Annotated in this window: 16 protein-coding genes; 4 read left to right on the top strand and 12 right to left on the bottom strand. The window is 68.3% G+C overall.

Translation table 11 applies throughout. The annotated features are described in order from the left end of the window. Window positions 1-145: 145 nt before the first annotated feature. On the bottom strand, window positions 146-1,750 hold the full coding sequence (locus IEW34_RS11300) for an OpgD/OpgG family glucan biosynthesis protein (protein ID WP_188609301.1): 1,605 nt from the start codon (window positions 1,748-1,750) through the stop codon (window positions 146-148). A 713-nt stretch (window positions 1,751-2,463) separates the two neighbouring features. Between IEW34_RS11300 and IEW34_RS11295 the strand changes: the two genes are divergently transcribed. The 3 genes from IEW34_RS11295 to IEW34_RS11285 all read left to right on the top strand — a co-directional run bounded on the left by IEW34_RS11295 (window position 2,464) and on the right by IEW34_RS11285 (window position 6,164). Beyond that, on the top strand, window positions 2,464-3,609 hold the full coding sequence (locus IEW34_RS11295) for a type III PLP-dependent enzyme (RefSeq protein WP_188609300.1): 1,146 nt from the start codon (window positions 2,464-2,466) through the stop codon (window positions 3,607-3,609). Between the two features lie 231 nt (window positions 3,610-3,840). After that, window positions 3,841-4,422, top strand: a complete 582-nt coding sequence (locus tag IEW34_RS11290) for a GNAT family N-acetyltransferase (protein ID WP_188609299.1) — start codon at window positions 3,841-3,843, stop codon at window positions 4,420-4,422. Between the two features lie 299 nt (window positions 4,423-4,721). Beyond that, entirely contained in the window at window positions 4,722-6,164 is a 1,443-nt protein-coding gene (locus tag IEW34_RS11285) for a homospermidine synthase (RefSeq protein ID WP_188609298.1), read from the top strand. Between the two features lie 78 nt (window positions 6,165-6,242). On the opposite strand, the gene IEW34_RS11280 is transcribed toward IEW34_RS11285, so the two are convergent. The 10 genes from IEW34_RS11280 to egtB all read right to left on the bottom strand — a co-directional run bounded on the left by IEW34_RS11280 (window position 6,243) and on the right by egtB (window position 16,779). Beyond that, window positions 6,243-6,929, bottom strand: a complete 687-nt coding sequence (locus tag IEW34_RS11280) for a GNAT family N-acetyltransferase (RefSeq protein WP_188609297.1) — start codon at window positions 6,927-6,929, stop codon at window positions 6,243-6,245. A gap of 22 nt (window positions 6,930-6,951) precedes the next feature. Further along, window positions 6,952-7,227, bottom strand: a complete 276-nt coding sequence (locus IEW34_RS11275; protein WP_188609296.1) for a hypothetical protein — start codon at window positions 7,225-7,227, stop codon at window positions 6,952-6,954. 10 nt (window positions 7,228-7,237) lie between these two features. Beyond that, on the bottom strand, window positions 7,238-8,239 hold the full coding sequence (locus IEW34_RS11270; RefSeq protein ID WP_188609295.1) for a WD40 repeat domain-containing protein: 1,002 nt from the start codon (window positions 8,237-8,239) through the stop codon (window positions 7,238-7,240). Between the two features lie 82 nt (window positions 8,240-8,321). Then, on the bottom strand, window positions 8,322-9,284 hold the full coding sequence (locus IEW34_RS11265; protein WP_188609294.1) for a CobW family GTP-binding protein: 963 nt from the start codon (window positions 9,282-9,284) through the stop codon (window positions 8,322-8,324). A 158-nt stretch (window positions 9,285-9,442) separates the two neighbouring features. Next, window positions 9,443-10,267 (bottom strand): metal ABC transporter permease, encoded by an 825-nt coding sequence (locus tag IEW34_RS11260; RefSeq protein WP_188609756.1) that lies wholly within the window; start codon window positions 10,265-10,267, stop codon window positions 9,443-9,445. Between the two features lie 62 nt (window positions 10,268-10,329). After that, window positions 10,330-11,130 (bottom strand): zinc ABC transporter ATP-binding protein AztA, encoded by an 801-nt coding sequence (gene aztA, locus IEW34_RS11255; protein ID WP_188609293.1) that lies wholly within the window; start codon window positions 11,128-11,130, stop codon window positions 10,330-10,332. 297 nt (window positions 11,131-11,427) lie between these two features. Beyond that, window positions 11,428-13,011 (bottom strand): OpgD/OpgG family glucan biosynthesis protein, encoded by a 1,584-nt coding sequence (locus IEW34_RS11250; RefSeq protein ID WP_188609292.1) that lies wholly within the window; start codon window positions 13,009-13,011, stop codon window positions 11,428-11,430. 220 nt (window positions 13,012-13,231) lie between these two features. After that, window positions 13,232-14,431, bottom strand: a complete 1,200-nt coding sequence (locus IEW34_RS11245; protein WP_188609291.1) for a tellurite resistance TerB family protein — start codon at window positions 14,429-14,431, stop codon at window positions 13,232-13,234. Window positions 14,432-14,536: 105 nt separating this feature from the next. Beyond that, window positions 14,537-15,511: an L-histidine N(alpha)-methyltransferase gene (egtD, locus tag IEW34_RS11240; RefSeq protein WP_188609290.1), complete on the bottom strand. Its 975-nt coding sequence runs from the start codon at window positions 15,509-15,511 to the stop codon at window positions 14,537-14,539. Beyond that, window positions 15,508-16,779, bottom strand: a complete 1,272-nt coding sequence (gene egtB, locus IEW34_RS11235) for an ergothioneine biosynthesis protein EgtB (protein WP_188609289.1) — start codon at window positions 16,777-16,779, stop codon at window positions 15,508-15,510. Before egtB ends, egtD begins: the two co-directional genes overlap by 4 nt. A gap of 527 nt (window positions 16,780-17,306) precedes the next feature. Between egtB and IEW34_RS11230 the strand changes: the two genes are divergently transcribed. Next, window positions 17,307-17,558 carry a hypothetical protein gene (locus IEW34_RS11230; RefSeq protein WP_188609805.1) on the top strand — a complete coding sequence of 84 codons (252 nt, stop codon included), beginning with the start codon at window positions 17,307-17,309 and terminating at the stop codon, window positions 17,556-17,558. Here the strand turns inward: IEW34_RS11230 and IEW34_RS11225 are convergent. After that, window positions 17,496-17,651 carry a DUF3309 family protein gene (locus IEW34_RS11225; RefSeq protein ID WP_188609288.1) on the bottom strand — a complete coding sequence of 52 codons (156 nt, stop codon included), beginning with the start codon at window positions 17,649-17,651 and terminating at the stop codon, window positions 17,496-17,498. The two genes, IEW34_RS11230 and IEW34_RS11225, sit on opposite strands and share 63 nt — an antisense overlap. Between the last annotated feature and the right edge of the window lie 106 nt (window positions 17,652-17,757).

Raw genomic sequence — 17,757 nt, 5'->3', positions numbered from 1 at the left:
GATGACCGGGTCAAGCCCGGCCGTGGTGTCGGTTCTAGAGCATTTCCGCGTTTTCTCGAATCGCCAAAATGATCTATCTGTTTGATTTGTCGCGTTTTCTTCCCGCGAACCGGCGTCCACTTCGCTCGAAAACGCTCTAGACGCGCTACGCGGCGCCGTCCGCCCGCCAGGGGAAGATCCAGGTCTCGGTCAGCGCCTTGGTACCGGCGCGCAGAAAGACGCGCACGTCCACCGTCTGGCCCGGCGGCGCCTCGATGTCGATGCCGGCGCGGAAGCCTTCGGTCTTCGGGTTGGGCACGATGAAGGTGCGGATGATGCGGCCCGACGAGATCGAGGCATCGACCTGCACCTTGCTCGGATCCTTCAGCCAGTAGGGCAGCTCACCACCGTTGAAATCCACCATGAGGCGGCGGGTGTTGGGCTTGACGACCTCGGCCGAGCCCAGCGCCTTCGGCGCCGACTGGTAGCTGTTGATGGCGATGCCGCCGGGATGTAGCGCCTGCGTGTCGGTCACGGCCCTGATCGCGTAGCGGTAGACCAGCGTCTGGCCGGGCTCGGCCTGTGACTTCGGCACCCAGGCCACGACGATGTTGTCGTTGGTCTCGTCCGTGGTCGGCAGCTCGACCAGTTCCACGTGGCCTTCGCCCCACTGCCCGCGCGGCTCCACCCAGTAGCCGGGCCTGAGCTCGTAGGCGATGTCGAGATCCTCGTAATGCTCGAAGATGCGGTCGCGCTGGATCAGCCCGAAGCCCCGCACGTTGCTCTCCATGAAGGAGGAGACGGCGAGCTCCTTCGGGTTGCGGAGCGGCCGCCAGATCCATTCGCCGGTGCCGGAATGGATCAGCAGGCCGTCGGAATCGTGCACCTCCGGCCGGTAGTCGTCGATGAACCGGCGATCGTTCTCGCCGATGAAGAACATCGACGTGAGCGGCGCGATTCCGAGCTTGGCGATGGGCTTGCGCGGGAACACGGTCGCCACCGCGTCGACGACCGTCTCGTTCGCCGGGTAGATGTTGAACTGATAGGCGCCGGTCACCGACGGGCCGTCGAGCAGCGCATAGACGACGGCGCGACTCTCGCCGCCGGGCTGGACGTCGACCCAGAACTCGCGAAAGGCCGGAAACTCCTCCTGGCCGCCGATGCCGATGGCGAGGCCGCGAGCCGACAACCCGTACACCTGCCCCCGGCCCAGGAAGCGGAAATAGCTGGCGCCGAGGAATGAGATCAGCTCATCGTTGACCGTCGGATTGTTGAGCGGATAGTGCAACCGCAAGCCGGCAAAGCCTACGTTCACCGGCAGCGGCTTGTCGAACTTGTTGCGGCCGTAGTCGAACAGCTGCGCCGAGTACGGCACCGGTGTAGCGATGCCGTCGCGGACGACGTTGACGATCACCGGGCGCTGAAACAGGAAGCCCGGGTGGAACATCTGCATGCGGAACGGCGTGTTGCTGGAGGCCAGCAGCGCCTTGTCGGTGCGGAAGCGGATGTCGCGCCAGGCATCGAAGTCGAGCTTGGCCAGCGCCTCCGGCAGCGGATTGGGGCGGTCCTCGTAGGGAACCATCGACAGCTCGCGCGCTCGGCGAATCACATCGTCATAGCCGAACGGCTTGATGGCGGGGCCGGCGGGCGGCTGGGCGTCGGGACGTGCCGGGGCGTGCGTACCCTGCGCCTGGGCCGCCGCCGCACTTGCCGCGAGAGAGACGAGGGCGGCTAGGCCCTCGATGAAATGCCGTCGGGAAAGAACGCTCATCGCCTCACACGTGAATGTTAGCCGCCACCCGATATCGCGCCGCGGCCCGACTTTTGGAGGGGGAATTAAGGGACTGCAGGGGTTCGGTCCAGAGTCGGAGCGGACCGTGCGGATGCTGACGGGACGCAGGGCTGCGGCATGCCAACGCTCACGGCGACGGTAGCCCGCCGATGGTGGAATTTTTTTGACCCGAACCGCTCTTTTGCCCGAAAAACACTTGTGATGGGGTGGCACCCACACTATTAAACGCCCTGCCCAATTTCGCACGTGCCTGTGGCCGCGTGCCGGTTGGTGGGCATCCGGACAAGAGGCCGGACAGCCGCCCGAGGTTGAAGGGCCGATGGCGTGGGGTGGGACACCCCGCGAAGGTCGGCCCCGATCAAAAGATCGGACCTCAACATACAACCGGCAGCCGGAGGCGAAACCGGCGAACCCCGCTCTCCACGGGGGACGCAGCTTAAAGCAACGACGGAACGGGCTTTTTTGGTCTCGTCGACCCTCCAAAGGTCGACACCGAAGAGGCTTGTCCATCATTGCCGGGCGTGCGGAACGGGACTCTCCCTTTCCAAACCAAGGCAGCACGGTCGGTTCTAGAGAAGTCGCGCCGCAGCGTCTCCACAGCGCTCCGGTGGCGAGCTCTTACCCGCATCATGCCGAACGGCCACCGGGAGTGGGTACTCCCCGCCGTTCATCGAGCTTTTGGGGAGGGCGCCATGACGTCGCGCATCCGTGAGTTTCTGCGCAATCGCCGCGAAGACGGGCCGTGCCTGGTCGTCGACCTTGAGGTCGTGCGCGAGAACTATACGACCTTCGCCAAGGCCCTGCCGGATACGCGCATCTTCTACGCGGTGAAGGCCAATCCGGCGCCTGAGGTGCTGCGCCTGCTCGCCGGCCTTGGCTCCTGCTTCGACACCGCCTCCGTCGTGGAGATCCAGCTGGCACTCGATGCGGGCGCTGCGCCCGAGCGCATCTCCTTCGGCAATACCATCAAGAAGGAGCGCGACATTGTGCGCGCGCTCGAGCTCGGGGTGCGCCTGTTTGCCGTCGATTGCCAGGCGGAGGTGGACAAGATCGGCCGCGCCGTGGCCCAGGTCGGCGCGCGCGATGCCAAGGTGTTCTGCCGCGTGCTCTGCGACGGCGCCGGGGCCGAATGGCCGCTCTCGCGCAAGTTCGGCTGCGATCCGCAGATGGCGCCGGACGTGCTCGAGCACGCCCACCGGCTCGGCCTCGAAGCCTACGGCGTGTCATTCCACGTCGGCTCCCAGCAACGCAACACGGAGGCGTGGGACGGGGCGCTGGCGATGGCCTCATCGGTGTTCCGCGCCTGCGCGGAGCGCGGCATCTTCCTGTCCATGGTCAACCTCGGCGGCGGCTTTCCGGCGAAGTACCTGAAGCAGGTGCCGGCCGTGGGCGCCTATGGCAACTCGATCTTCCAGGCGCTGCGACGACACTTCGGCAATCGTATTCCGGAGACGATCATCGAGCCGGGCCGCGGCATGGTCGGCAACGCCGGCCTGATCCAGGCGGAGGTGGTGCTCGTCTCCAAGAAGAGCGACGAGGACCGCGTGCGCTGGGTCTACCTCGACATCGGCAAGTTCGGCGGTCTCGCCGAGACGATGGACGAGGCGATCCGCTATCCGATCCGCACGCCGCGCGACAGTGACGCGAAGGCGCCGTGCGTGCTCGCCGGTCCGACCTGCGATTCGGCCGACGTGCTCTACGAGAAGGACCCGTATTGGCTGCCGGTGAGCATCGAGATTGGCGACAAGGTGCTGATCGAGGGAACCGGCGCCTACACGACCACCTATTCGGCCGTGGCGTTCAACGGCTTTCCGCCGTTGAAGTCCTACATCATCTGATCGGACACGGGAGCATCTCGCAGCCGCAAGAGTCGGTCCAACTGCGGAAAAGTGCTTCCCGGTCTTTGAACCTGGAGCGTTTCGCGATGGGGTGATGCGCCCCATCGCGGAGCGCTCCGGCGAGCCGGCCGCCTGGCTCGTTTCCACCCATTCCTTTCCTTGTCCGGACGGCCTGCGCGGGTCACCGCGCGGGTGCGAGGGCTGCCACCTCCAGCACGAGGACGAGCGGCCATGATGTCGATCGCCGATGAGACCCTCTTCGAGGCCGCCGCGCGCGAAGCGCTGCTCGACCGCGCCATGGGTGCGGACCGCTTCGGGAAAGCGAGCGAGCGCCTGCGCGAGGACCGTCTCCCCGCCGCGGGCCTGTCCCTGGTCGCCCGCGAGAGCGGGCCCGCCGGCTCGCGTCTGGTGGGTACCGTGCGGCTGTGGCATGTGGCCGCCGGTCCGGCACGCCCCGCCCTGCTGCTCGGACCGCTCGCCGTCGAACCGGGCCGGCAGGGCGACGGCATCGGTTCGGGCCTGATGCGTGAAGCGCTGCGGCGAGCCGTCGCGAGTGGCCATGCGGCCGTCCTGCTGGTGGGCGACGCACCCTATTATGAGCGCTTCGGCTTTTCGGCGGCGCCCACCGCGGCGCTGTGGATGCCCGGCCCCTATGCACCCGAGCGGCTGCTCGCCTGCGAGCTTGTGGCCGGCGCGCTCGACGGCGCCCGCGGCCTGATCAGCGCGACCGGAGCCCGGGCGCCCATGCCCGAACTCGCGCAACTGGTGGCTGCGGCCCGCGAGGCGGAACCGGAGTTGGCTCGCGCTGCGTGAACCGCAGCGCTCCCCCACCTGACACCGGAAGAATATCCTCTGAACAGGGCGAGGCCCCCCGGGCCCCGCCCTGCTCGAACGCGTTCGGACCTAAAGCATCCCGGTCGCGCGAGCCGCAGGCTCCACCGCAATTGGGGCACTGCATTTGACGGGATGGCGCCAGCCGCCTTTGGTAGGAGCGCTTCTCCCAATGGCAAGAGAAGCGCTCCAGCTTCAAAAGCTTGGAGCTCTTCTGTCGTCCGCCCGTCGTCTAACGCCTTCACCCTTGTCAGCCGCCGTTTCGGAAGGAGAACACACCGATGACCGCGTCGTCCGAACCTTGGCCCATCCACGGCCGCATCTCCGGCCCCATCGTGATGATCGGCTTCGGCTCGATCGGGCGGGGGACCCTCCCCCTCATCGAGCGGCACTTTGAGTTCGATGCCGCGCGCCTCGTCGTCATCGACCCCTCCGACAAGGATCGCGGCCTGCTGGACGAGCGCGGCATCCGCTTCGTCCAAGCGGCACTGACCCCGGCGAACTATCGCGAGATCCTCACGCCACTGCTGACCGCGGGCGGCGGCCAGGGCTTTTGCGTCAACCTGTCGGTCGATACCGGCTCAATCTCGATCATGGAACTCTGCCGCGAGATCGGCGCCCTGTACGTCGACACGGTCAACGAGCCGTGGCTCGGCTTCTATTTCGACAAGAACCTGTCGACCGCGGACCGCTCCAACTATGCGCTGCGCGAGAAGCTGCTCGCCGCCCGCCGCGCCAGCCCGGGCGGCACGACGGCGGTGAACTGCTGCGGGGCCAACCCGGGCATGGTTTCGTGGTTCGCCAAGCGCGCTCTGCTCAATCTCGCGACCGACCTCAACATCGCGCACGAGGAGCCCAAGAGCCGCGAGGAGTGGGCCGACCTGATGCGCCGCACCGGCGTGAAGGGCATCCACATCGCCGAGCGGGACACCCAGCGCGCCAGATCGGAAAAGCCGATGCAGGTGTTCGTCAACACCTGGTCGGTCGAGGGCTTCGTCTCGGAAGGCCTGCAGCCGGCCGAGCTCGGCTGGGGCACGCATGAGCAATGGATGCCGGAGACAGGGCGCACCCACGAGCACGGCTGCGGCGCCGCGATCTATCTGCTCCAGCCCGGCGCCGACACCCGCGTGCGCAGTTGGACGCCCACGGCCAAGGCCCAGTACGGCTTCCTCGTCACCCACAACGAAGCGATCTCCATCGCCGACTACTTCACGGTGCGCGAAGGCGACAAGGTGGTCTACCGGCCGACCTGCCACTACGCCTATCACCCGTGCAACGAGGCAGTGCTGTCGCTGCACGAGATGTTCGGTCAGGCCGGGCGCGCGCAGGAGGAGCAGCACATCCTCGACGAGAACGAGATCGTCGACGGTATCGACGAACTGGGCGTGCTGCTCTACGGGCATGGCGGCAACGCCTACTGGTACGGCTCGCAGCTCTCCATCGACGAGACGCGCAAGCTGGCGCCCTACCAGAACGCCACCGGCCTCCAGGTCACCTCGGCCGTGCTCGCCGGCATGGTCTGGGCGCTCGAGAATCCGAACGCCGGCATCGTCGAGGCCGACGAGATGGATTTCCGCCGCTGCCTGGAGATCCAGCTGCCCTACCTCGGCCCGGTGATCGGCACCTACACCGATTGGACGCCGCTCGACGGCCGGCCGGGGCTGTTCCCCGACGATATCGACACCAGCGATCCCTGGCAGTTCCGCAACGTACTGGTGCGGTAAGGAGAAGGGCAAAGCCGCCTGGTCATGGCCGGGCTGAACATCGAGCCCGGCCATGATGCCGGAGCGCCGCGCGGCGGGTCAGCCGGCAGTGGTCGTCGTGAGTTCCGCCCGCACCTCGGCGAGGCCGCGGCGTTGCCGGCCCTCGGCGTCGAAGTTGTCGGGCGCGAGCCACGCCCTGAACGCTGCATCGACCGCCGGCCATTCGCCGTCCACGATCGAAAACCAGGCCGTGTCGCGGTTGGCGCCCTTCACCACCATGTGCTGGCGAAACAAGCCCTCGTAGACGAAGCCGAAACGCGCCGCAGCGCGCTTGGACGGCGCGTTGAGGTCGTTGCATTTCCATTCGAAGCGGCGATAGCCGAGCCCGAACAGGAAGGCACCACACAGGTAGATCGCCTCCGTTGCGGTCCGCGTCCGCTGCAGGCGCGGCGAATAGGTGATGAAGCCGACCTCGGCCACCCCGTGGGACGGCCGAACCTCCATCAGCCACAAGTGTCCCTTGGCGCGGCCGTCGAAAGCGTCGATCACCGCCAGCGGGACGATGTCGGTGCGCTCCACCATGGAAGCCAGCAGGCTGCGGTAGCCGTCGATCCCGTCCGGAGCCGTCAGGGGCAGATAGGCCCACACCTCGGGCGCATCCACGAGCGCCGCCCACAGCTCGTCCGCATGGCGCGCCACGTCGAGCGGCTCGAGGCGGCAATAGCGCCCCTCCAGCACGCGCCGGGACGGGAAGGGCGGCGGCTGCCAGGCTGTGAGATCCGTCATGCCCGCGCGCCTCCTCGATCGATCACGCCGGCCGCGCCTCGGCCATGGCCGCCGCGACGTCGTGTTCGGTGGTTTCGTCCATCGCCTTGGCAACCTTTAGCGCCCAGGTCCGACGGCCCGGCTGCATCACCAGGATCACCGTCTCGGTACCGGGGCAGCCCGGATCGTGACAGACGATCTCGTTGACGGCGAAGTGGACGGCCTCGTCCGCCCCGAGCGCCGTGCGCGTCCAGTCCTTGATGCGGGCGACGATCTCCGCGTCGGGCCGCGGGCGGCGTTTGAGCAGGCCGAATGCCATGGCGTCCCGATCAGGGCAGGGTCAGCAGTCCGGCCGCCCCCTCGGCGGTGCCGAACACCAGGCGCGTGCCGCGTGCGTCCCAGGCGAAGGCCGATATCGGGCCGGCGTCGTCGGGCTTGCGCGCCATCAGTTCGGCCGCATCGGTCAGCCGCACCAGCATGACGGCGCCGTCCTCGTAGCCCAGCGCCAGGATGAGCGCGCGCGGATGGAAGGCGACCTGCGAAACCTTGGCGGGACGCACGCCGCATTCGCGTGGAGGCTTGCCCATCGGCCCGTCCTTGGCCTCGAACGGCCAGATGATGGCGGCGTCGGCGCCCGACGTTGCGAGATGAAACCCGTCGTGCGACCACGAGAGGGAGCGCGGCTTGGCCGGATAGCCGGACATGCGCATGTCCTTGCGGTCGGCGAGACGCCAGCCATGCAGCGTGTTCTCCTGCATGGAAGTGATGAGGAAACGCCCGTCGGGCGAGAAGGTGACGTCGAGGTGAGAGCCCTTCCAGCTCAGCGCCTCCGGCGCTGCGTCGGTGTTGGGAAACCACAGGCTGGCACCGTTGTAATGGGCGAGCGCCAGCCGGTAGCCCTTCGGCGCAAAAGCGAGCCCGCGCACGCTCGACGGTGCCTCGATGCGCCGGACGCTGCCCTTGTCGTCACGGGCCGCGACATGCTTGCCGCAGCTCCAGGCCACGGCGCCGGGCCGCACGGCGACCGCGTCGATCCAGCGACCCTTCTCGTCGCCGATCGGTTCGACCGCGCCAGCGGCATCGATGGCCACCACGCGGCCGTCGTCGCCCCCGGTGATCAGCCGGCCGCCCTGAGCGACGGCCGCCAGGACGGCGCCGCCCGGATGCGCCTCCACGCGCCGCGTCTCGCCGGCGGACGCGAGCAGCACGCCGCCGTCGCCGAGCGCCAGCGCGGCCACGTCACCCACGAACGCGGCACCGGTGACGTGGGCACCGGCGTCGAGCGCCGTCACGTGGTCGAGGAGCGAGGTGATGGCGCTTGCCTGGGACATGGGGGCTGCTGCTGCCGGCTTCATGGTCGAACGATCACCTCTATGTCACGGGGCCGCCAGCGCCGCCAGGGCGCGGACCGGCTCACGCCGCGCAGGCGTGGAAGGCCTTCTCGATGGAAGGCCGGTCGAGATCCCGGCCGATCACCACGATCTTGGAGGTGCGCTTCTCGTCGGGCCGCCAGTCGCGCTGCAGGTCGCCTTCCAGCATCATGTGCACGCCCTGGAAGACGAAGCGCTTGGGCTCGCCCTTGAAGGCCACGATACCCTTCGAGCGCAGGATGTTCGGCCCCTCGCGCTGGGCGAGGTCGTTGATCCAGGGCAGAAAGCGGTCCGGATCGACGTCGCCGTCCAGCGTCACAGCCACCGACTGCACGTCTTCGTCGTGGTGATGGTGATGCCCCTCCTCCAGGAAGTCGGGCTCCAACGCCATGATGCGGTCGAGGTCGAAGGCATTGCGGCCGAGCACCTCGTCGATGTCGATCTTGGCCCGCTCCGTCCGGTGCAGGCGCGCATAGGGGTTGATGGCCCGGATGCGGCTCTCGACGTCGGCCAATTCGTCGGCGCTCACCAGATCCGTCTTGTTGAGCACGATGACGTCGGCGAAGGCGATCTGGTTCTTGGCCTCCGGGGCATCCTTCAGCCGCTCGGCCAGCCATTTGGCGTCGGCAACGGTGACCACCGCATCGAGCCGCGTCCGATCCGACACATCCTGGTCGACGAAGAAGGTCTGCGCCACCGGCGCGGGATCGGCGAGGCCGGTGGTCTCGACGATGATCGCGTCGAACTTGCCCTTGCGCTTCATCAGCCCGTCGATGATGCGGATCAGATCACCACGCACGGTGCAGCAGACGCAGCCGTTGTTCATCTCGAACACTTCCTCGTCGGCCCCGACGATGAGGTCGTTGTCGATGCCCACCTCGCCGAACTCGTTGACGATGACGGCGTATTTCTTGCCGTGCGGTTCGCTGAGGATGCGGTTGAGCAGCGTCGTCTTGCCGGCGCCGAGATAGCCGGTGAGCACGGTAACGGGAATCTTGTCGGTCATGGCAGCCTCCACGGCCTCGCCCGGGGCGAAACCGCCAATGCATGATGCGGATGCGGCAAACGGCACCGATGGAACTGGCGCTGATATATCGGTGCACGCCGCCGAGGGAAAAGGGTTATGCGCTCACCTCGCATGTGGGGTGCGCGGCCGGCTGCCGCTCACGCCTCCAGGTGCGGGCGGGGCAGCAGGCCGTGCAGCAAGCCGCCCGCCGGACCGACCACCAGCGAGACGACATGGAGCGCGCCGGCGGCGAGGATGATCGAGGGACCGGCCGGCAGCCCGAAATGGAACGACAGCACCAGCCCGGCCCAGCCGGCGATGAGCGCCACCACCACCGAGAGCACGATCATGCCGGTGACGTCCTCGATCCAGAAGCGGGCGGTGGCGGCGGGCAGTATCATCATCCCGATGGCGAGCAGCGTGCCGAGCGCGTGGAAGCCGGCCACCAGGTTGAGCACCAGCAGGCTCAAGAACGCCAGGTGCGTCGGCGCCCCGAGCCGGCTCACCGAGCGCAGGAAGCCTGGATCGACGCATTCCATCACCAGCGGCCGGTAGAGGACCGAGAGCGTCATCAGGGTGACCGTGGCCACGCCGCCGAGCAGCAGCAGCGTGGCGTCGTCGAGGGCGAGCACCGAACCGAACAGCACGTGCAGCAGGTCGATATTGGAACCCCTGATCGACACGATGGTCACGCCGAGCGCCAACGACAGCAGGTAGAAGGAGGCGAGCGAGGCGTCCTCCCGCAAGCTCGTGGCGCGGGCCACGGCCCCGGCGAGCAGGGCGACGGCGCAGCCGGCCACGAGGCCCCCGATGGTCATGGCCGGCAGGGACAGCCCGTAGAGCATGAAACCGATGGCGGCGCCCGGCAGCACCGCATGGGCCATGGCATCGCCGGTCAGGCTCATGCGCCGCAGCATGAGGAAGACGCCCACCGGCGCTCCCGAGAGCGCCAGGGCCACTGCGCCGACCAGGCCGCGCCGCATGAAGTCGAAGTCGGCGAAAGGAGCGATGAGCCAGCTATAGAGAACGGTCACGCGAGCCTCGGTCAGGCGGCACGGTCGCACGCCCGGGCGTGCGGATCGCTGGCCTCGATCATCCGTCGTGCCGAGAGCAGGTTCTCGGGTGTCAGCACCGACGCTGTGCGCCCCCAGGCGACGGGCTCGCGCGCAATCAGCAGCGTCTCCGGAAAGGTCTGCTCCACCGTCGCGAGGTCGTGCAGGGCAGCGATGACGGTCCGCTCCTCGCGGTGCCAGCGGTGCACGAGGTCGAGCAGGTCCGCCGTGGTCTTGGCATCGAGCGCGTTGAACGGCTCGTCGAGCACGATCAGCGCCGCGTCCTGCACCAGGAGGCGCGCAAACAGGGCGCGCTGCAGCTGGCCGCCCGAGAGCTTGCCGATCGGCCGTCGCTCGAAACCGGTGAGGCCGACCGCGGCGATGGCGTCCTCGATCCGTCCGGCCTCGCGGCGGCCGATGCGGCCGAACACGCCCACGCGATGCCAAAGCCCCATGGCGACCAGGTCGTAGACCCCGATGGGGAAGCTGCGATCGAGGTCGGACAATTGCGGAAGATAGGCGACCCGCTCGCGCGGCTGGCCGAGACGGATGCGGCCGCCCAGCGGCTTGATCAGCCCGGCGATCGATTTAAGGAGCGTCGACTTGCCGGCGCCGTTGGGGCCGACGACGGCCGTGAGGCTGCCGCCGGCAAGGGCGCCGTCGAGGTGATGCACCGCCGGATGCCGGTCATAGCCGAGGGTCACATTGTCGAAGCGAACGGCCACTGGCCCGTCCGCCGGCGCGGCCTGAACCGGCAGAACGACGACCGCCGACGCTGCCTGATCCGCGCTCATGCAGAGGCTCCGATGACGGCGCCGATAGCCGCCCACAGCGCCAGGAGCAGGAGCGCGGCCGCAACGGCCCGGTCGGCCACGGCCACGCGCAGCAACGACGGACGCGCCCGTTGGGCACGGCGGGCGACATGGGCGTGAGCGTGCGCGGTCTGAGCCATCGCCCAGTATGTAATGTTCTACTGTTGCAATTGTCCAGAGCACCGCCGTCCGATCAGATCGTCGCTTCCGATCCGGCGGGCCGGGCCGCACGTCCTTCGCCCGCCGGCCCCACGGGCGCGCAGAACGCCCGTCGGCGGGTCAGAACGGCAGGTATTGGTAGAGCCAGGTCTCGGACAGCACCTGATCGCCCAGCTTCAGGTAGCAGCGGATGTCGACCGGTTCGGTGCCGCTGACCGCGAGGTCGAACTGCGCCCGCCAGTGACCGGGCACGTTGTTCGGAACCGCCTCGGTGAAGACGTAGGAGAAGGTGCCGCGCGAGGCGGACAGCACCACCTCGGGCTTGGCGCCGAACGGCAGGTCCTTGAGCGGTCCGCCCAGAAACTCGATCATGAACTTGCGTACGCCCTTGGGGCGTGGCTGGCCCGGCACGCCGCCGTTGCCGAGGCGCGTGGCGACGCAGCGGGCAAGCGTGCTGGGAAAGGGCTCGCCGTCGACCCAATGGATCCGGTAGCGCAGCGCGTGGGACTGGCCCGCGATCGCGGGCTCCGCCGGCACCCACATGGCGACGGTGTTGTCGTGGATCTCGTCGTCGGTCGGGATCTCGATCAGTTGAACCGAGCCCTTGCCCCATTTGCCCACCGGCTCCACCCAGGCGCTGGGCCGCTTCTCGTAGAAGACGCCATCCTGGAAGTGATCGCCGTTGCGGTCCCGCTGCATCAGGCCGAAGCCGCGAGGATCCACGTCCTGGAACGCGGAAGCGCTGATGCGCGGCGGGTTGTTGAGCGGCCGCCAGATGCGCTCGCCGCTGCCGGTCCACATTGCCAGCCCGTCGGAATCGTGCACCTCCGGTCGCCAGTCGACGGCCGTCTGCTTCACCGTCTCGGAGAACCAGAACATCGAGGTGAGCGGCGCCAGACCGAAACGGAATACCGGCTTGCGCACGGTGAGGGCGGCCTCGATGTCCATCACGACCGCCGTGTCGCGGGTCATGATGAACTTGTAGGCGCCGACGACGGAGGGGCCTTCAAGCAGCGCGTAGACGGTGACCGAGGGGCCGTTGTCCTTGGGGGTCTCGAAGTAGATCTCGGTGAAATCCGGAAACTCCTCCGGCGCCTCCGCCACCGTGACGTTGATGGCGATGCCCCGGGCCGACAGGCCGTACTGGTAGAGCTCGCCGATCGCGCGGAAATAGGACGCGCCAAGGAACGCGACCCAGTCGTTCGTCCGCCACGGCTTGACCGCCTGGTCGCCGAGCCGGCTCTCCTGGAAGCGGAAACCGGCAAAGCCCGCATTCTCCTTGAGGCGTTTGGCGGGCGAGTCCGCCGGCATATCGAAGTAGCGCGGCTCGTAAACGATCTCGCGGGCCTTGCCGTCGGCCACCACGCGCATGCGCACGGGCTTCTGGAACCACTGGCCGAGGTGGAAGAACGTGACAGGGAACTGCCCCGGCCCGTCGGCGAACAACGCGTAGTCCGGGTTGAACTTGATCTTGCCGTGGGCGTCGTAATCGATCTGGTTGAGCACCGCCGGATCCGGCGACGGCGCGGGCCGGTAGGGCTGGGCCGCCATGGCACGGACGCGCGTCTTGAGCGCCTCGAAGGAGAAATCGACGGCAGGGCCGAGCTTGAGATCGGACGCCGCCAGCGCCTCGGGCGCAAACCCCGTGCTGGCCATGGCTGCGGTCGCGGCCGAGGCGGCCAGAAACAAGCGGCGATCCATCATATCGGCGTGGCTCTCCTTCATGAGGTACGGCCGGCGGACGTAGGTAGCTCCGCCGCGCCTGTCAATGCGGGTGCGGCCGCGCCGACGTATCGGCCGCCTCCGCAGCGCCCAAGCATATCACGCTCGCGGGCCGCCCGGGCCCGACAGACGACGGGCGATGCCTCGGCCGAGGCACCGCCCCTCAAGGAGATCTGGCGTAACGGCCGCCGGCCGAACCAATTCAGGCGCGGGCGCTCTGGGCGGCGGCGTCGAGGTGGGCGACCAGGGTATCGTCCAGCCCGAGCGCCTGTTTGAGGTTGCCCAGGAAGGCCGCGTTGGCGGGCGAATCCGGGTCGATGGTAATGCGCGCCGCCTCGTAGATCTGGGCCGCCTGCTCGGGCGAGGAGGCCGCGTCTGCAAGGTCCTGCACCGACGGCGGGTTGGAGAAGGCCTGGTCCAGGTAAGTCGCCGCTTCCGGGTTGAAGCCCGCCCCTTGCAACGTGCCGGCAATCTTGGCGCGCTCGCCCGGATCCACCGAGCCGTCGGCAGCCGCCGCCGCGATCATGGCGTTGATGAGGACCGTGGCGTCCTCGTGACTCAGATCCTTCGACTCGAAGCCCGAGCCGGGCGGAGCGATGGCCGGTGCCACGGCAGCCGTCGCCTGCGGCTGCGCCCCGCCCTGCCAGTTCTTCATGGCTTTGTAGGTCAGGCCGCCGATCAGCGCCGCGCCGCCAAGCTGGGCGGCATTGCTGCTGACGGTGCTGGTTGCCTTGGTGACCATCAGGCCGGCAAGCCCAGCCAGGATAGCGGCGCCCTGGGGCGTCTGCGCAAAGGAGATGGCGTTCTGCAGGATGCCGCCGGCCTTCGGACCGGCGACCTTGCTCAGGCTGTCGCCGATCGTTGCGCCGGAGTTGGCTGCCTGCGGATCGGCGGCACCGCCCTGGGCGCCCCCCAGGAGTTGGCCGAGCAAGCCGCCGAGACCGCCCGCCGCGGCGCCACCGGCCAATGCTCCTCCAAGGCCGCTGCCGCTGGCGCCGCCCTGCCCGCCGCCGAGAATCTGGCCGAGCAGACCGCCGAGACCGCCGCCGCCGGCAGCACCACCCGCACCGCCAGGAGCGCCTTGCGCGCCTGGCGTGCCCTGGCCGCCCAGCACCTGCCCGAGCAGGTCACCGAGGCCGCCGCCGGGCGGACCGCCGGCCCCGGGGCCGGCACCGGCAGCACCGCCCTGGCCGCCCGCCAGGATCTGGCCGAGCAGGCCGCCCAGTCCGGGCTGCTGACCGGGCTGGGCCGCCTGGCCGTTGGTCAGGCCGCCGAGGGCCTGATTCAGCATGTCGGCGAGGCCGCCCTGCGCCGCCGGGGTCTGCTGCTGTGCGGACTGGGACTGGCTGCCCAGAGCGCCGGCACCGACCATCGCGTCCAAAATCTGCTTGGCGTCGAACATTGCGCGTCTCCATCCCACGAGCAGTGACCTGGGGCCCTCGATCGCCCGCCTATAGGCTAGATCGGACGCACCATTGTGACAACGCGACGACGTGGCGGCCGCAGATCAGCCCCTGGTCAACATGTGCACCGAGAACAGCTGCTCGGCGTCCGTCCAGACCGCCCGGCTCGCCCAGCCGGCCTGCGCGGCCAGGGCGCGGAAGCCGTCGGGGGTGTATTTGTAGCTGTTTTCCGTATGGATGGTCTCATCGTGGCCGAAGCGCAGCCGCACGCCGGCCACCTGCACCTCCTGGGCGCGGCGGCTCGCCAAGTGCATCTCGACGCGGCTGGCCTCGGGGTTGAAGAAGGCCTTGTGCGCGAAGGCGGCGAGCTCGAAATCCGCGGCGAGCTCGCGGTTGGCGCGGGCCAGGAGATTGAGGTTGAAGGCAGCCGTGACGCCCTGCCCATCGTCGTAGGCGGCATTGAGGATCGCCGCGTCCTTCACCAGGTCGACGCCGACGATCATCGACGCGCCCGGGCCCAGGATGGAGCCCGCGTGGGCGAGGAACACCGCCGCGTCGGCGGGCTCGAAATTGCCGATCGTCGAGCCCGGGAAGAAGCCAACCAGCGGGCGGCCGGCAATGGCGGCGGGCAGCGTGAACGGCTGGGTGAAGTCGGCCGCCACCGGTGCGATGCGCAGCGCCGGATAGTCCGCCTGCAGCGCCTCCGCGCTGCTCCGCAGAAATTCGTCCGAGATATCGACCGGAACGTAGGCGTGCAGCGTCGGCAGGCGGTCCAGCAGCAGCCGAACCTTGGTGCTGGAGCCGCTGCCGAACTCCACCAGCACCGCCCCGTCGGGAACGCAGGCGGCGATACCGTCGGCCCGCGCCTCGAGGATGCCGATCTCGGTACGCGTGGGATAGTATTCCTTGAGCGCCGTGATGCGCTCGAACAGCGCGGACCCGGCCTCGTCATAGAAGTATTTGGGAGAAATCTGCTTGGGTTTGCGGATCAAGCCCTGCACCAGATCGAGGGCAAAGGCGTTGTTGACGAACGGCGGCGCCAGGCGCTGCGCGATCTCGAAGCGAGGAACGACCGTCACGCGCTGACCTCCCCGGCGGTGGCGCCATCCCGCCCGGAGGCGGCGCGGGCATACTCGGTGAGCCGCAGGCCCGTGAACTGCCACCGATGGTGAGGGTAGAAGAAGTTGCGGTAGGTCAGCCGCTCGTGGCCGTCGGGGGTCGCGACCGACGAACCTCGCAGGACGAGCTGGTTGACCATGAACTTCCCGTTGTACTCGCCCAGCGCGCCGGGCACCGGCCGGTAGCCGGGATAGGCCCCGTAGGCGCTGCGGGTCCACTGCCACACGATGCCGAAGGCATCGGGCAGCCCGCCTGCCACGGCCACCTCCCATTCCTGTTCGGTCGGCAGATCCTTACCGGCGAAGCGCGCGTAGGCATCCGCCTCGTAATAGCTGACGTGACAGACCGCCGCCGCCGGATCGATGGGCTGCATGCCGGCGAGCGTCATCTGGAACCAGCGACCGTCGACCTGGCGCCAGTAGCCGGGGGCGTCCCAGCCCTCCCGCTGCACCGTCGCCCAGCCGTCGGAGAGCCACAGCAGTGGATCGCGGTAGCCGCCGGCCTGCATGAATGCGAGCCACTCGCCGTTGGTGATCAACGGCCCGATAGCGACCGGATGGATCAGCACCTGGTGGTTCGGCGCCTCGTTGTCGAACGAGAAGCCCTGCCCCTCGTGGCCGATGCGATAGATGCCGCCGGGCACCTTCACGGCATCGCCGCCAACGGGCGCCGGCAGGCGCCACGCCGCGGCATAGACGGGATCGGTCGGGTTGTGGGCGAAGCCGTGCAGGATGTCGGTGAGCATCAGCTCTTGATGCTGCTGCTCGTGGTTGAGGCCGATCTCGATGACCGGCGCGATCGCGTCGAGCGTCGCCTCGTCGGCCTCGGCGAGGAGGCGCGCCATGGCGGCGTCCACATGGGCACGGTAGCGCCCGACCTCCGCCACGGTCGGGCGGGTGATGAGGCCGCGTCGGGGCCGCTCGTGCCGCGGGCCGGCGCTGACATAGTAGGAGTTGAAGAGGAACGCGAAGCGCTCATCGAACGGCTCGTAGCCGGGGACTTGCGGCACCAGCAGGAACTGCTCGAAGAACCAGGTGGTATGGGCCCGGTGCCATTTGGCAGGGCTGGCGTCGGCCATCGACTGTATGAGCTGGTCCTCGTCCGACAGCGGCGCCACGCGGCGCTCCGTTTCTTCCCGCACGGCCGCGTAGGCGGCGCGAGCCCAGTCCCGTAGGTTGCCGCCCCGGCCCGTCGCTGAGACGGCCGTCGAAGTGGACGCAGCTGGCATCGGGTTCTCCCTTGCGCGCGGAGACGTACGAATCACTCGATACCGTGCAACGAGGATCGCCTTGGCCGATGACGCGACAGTGAATCTGCCGCCACGACCATCATCTATCCAACCAAGGCCGTCTGTTCCGCTTATGTTCCGTCGGTCGCGTTTACCTTAAGTAGGCCGCGTGTCGGCGAGGGCAAGGGGCGGCAGAGGATGGAATTCTCCGCCGAGGGCCTCGTGCGTCGACTGCCGTCTCCGGCGTGGAACGACCGCAACGCCCAGGCCACCGGGGTCGGATTGCCACCACCCGGCCTCAGGACCGAAGGCTTGAAGAAAGCCGTCGATATTCAGCTACTTGAGAGCGCCTGCGCCGTCGCGCTTGGCCGAGCGTTCCGGGACAGCCCGCTCGTATACCGGCACGCCAGCCGCCCCCGGCGCGGGCCCGCCATCACCCACCAGGGTCAGGGCCGTGGCGAAGCCAGGCCGAAGACGATGGCGGTCGACAAATTGACCCACCGCTACGTCGATGGGCGCCGCAGTCGATGCCGAAAGCGTTGGGGATGATGCCGACGCCCGTCATCACCACGGCGAACGGCCGGCCCATGGCCATGAGCCCGATCAGCACGCTGATGGTGGATAGCACCACGGCCGACGGGGTGAGCAACGAAATCACCAGGGCCTGGCCCGGATGGTCAATGCATCTTCCAAGGCGCGGTGGCCTGGCGCAGCGTCTACAACTGTCCGACGAGCAGCAGGATCAGCACGATGACGAGCACCGCGCCCAGGATTCCTGATGGGCCATAGCCCCAGTTCTGGCTGTAGGGCCACCGCGGGACCGCGCCGACCAGAAGCAAAATAATGATGATGAGGAGGATAGTTCCGAGCACGGCCTGTCCCTTTATTCGGCTAGCCTTGGCCAGCCTTCTGTGTAAGCACGGGTCCGTTAGTGAACGTCTGCGCCAACAACGTAGCGCGACAGGGAAAGTTCCTGCT

Source organism: Chelatococcus reniformis (genome assembly GCF_014640075.1).
Classification (GTDB): Bacteria; Pseudomonadota; Alphaproteobacteria; order Rhizobiales; family Beijerinckiaceae; genus Camelimonas; species Camelimonas reniformis.
This window is presented reverse-complemented; position numbering and strand designations above follow the sequence as displayed.

What these genes read in the sequence shown, in the direction of transcription:
- IEW34_RS11300 (WP_188609301.1), bottom strand. Translation starts at nt 1,750, where the DNA reads ATGAGCGTTCTTTCCCGACGGCATTTCATCGAGGGCCTAGCCGCCCTC.
- IEW34_RS11295 (WP_188609300.1), top strand. Translation starts at nt 2,464, where the DNA reads ATGACGTCGCGCATCCGTGAGTTTCTGCGCAATCGCCGCGAAGACGGG.
- IEW34_RS11290 (WP_188609299.1), top strand. Translation starts at nt 3,841, where the DNA reads ATGATGTCGATCGCCGATGAGACCCTCTTCGAGGCCGCCGCGCGCGAA.
- IEW34_RS11285 (WP_188609298.1), top strand. Translation starts at nt 4,722, where the DNA reads ATGACCGCGTCGTCCGAACCTTGGCCCATCCACGGCCGCATCTCCGGC.
- IEW34_RS11280 (WP_188609297.1), bottom strand. Translation starts at nt 6,929, where the DNA reads ATGACGGATCTCACAGCCTGGCAGCCGCCGCCCTTCCCGTCCCGGCGC.
- IEW34_RS11275 (WP_188609296.1), bottom strand. Translation starts at nt 7,227, where the DNA reads ATGGCATTCGGCCTGCTCAAACGCCGCCCGCGGCCCGACGCGGAGATC.
- IEW34_RS11270 (WP_188609295.1), bottom strand. Translation starts at nt 8,239, where the DNA reads ATGTCCCAGGCAAGCGCCATCACCTCGCTCCTCGACCACGTGACGGCG.
- IEW34_RS11265 (WP_188609294.1), bottom strand. Translation starts at nt 9,284, where the DNA reads ATGACCGACAAGATTCCCGTTACCGTGCTCACCGGCTATCTCGGCGCC.
- IEW34_RS11260 (WP_188609756.1), bottom strand. Translation starts at nt 10,267, where the DNA reads ATGCGGCGCGGCCTGGTCGGCGCAGTGGCCCTGGCGCTCTCGGGAGCG.
- aztA (WP_188609293.1), bottom strand. Translation starts at nt 11,130, where the DNA reads ATGAGCGCGGATCAGGCAGCGTCGGCGGTCGTCGTTCTGCCGGTTCAG.
- IEW34_RS11250 (WP_188609292.1), bottom strand. Translation starts at nt 13,011, where the DNA reads ATGATGGATCGCCGCTTGTTTCTGGCCGCCTCGGCCGCGACCGCAGCC.
- IEW34_RS11245 (WP_188609291.1), bottom strand. Translation starts at nt 14,431, where the DNA reads ATGTTCGACGCCAAGCAGATTTTGGACGCGATGGTCGGTGCCGGCGCT.
- egtB (WP_188609289.1), bottom strand. Translation starts at nt 16,779, where the DNA reads ATGCCAGCTGCGTCCACTTCGACGGCCGTCTCAGCGACGGGCCGGGGC.
- IEW34_RS11230 (WP_188609805.1), top strand. Translation starts at nt 17,307, where the DNA reads ATGCCGAAAGCGTTGGGGATGATGCCGACGCCCGTCATCACCACGGCG.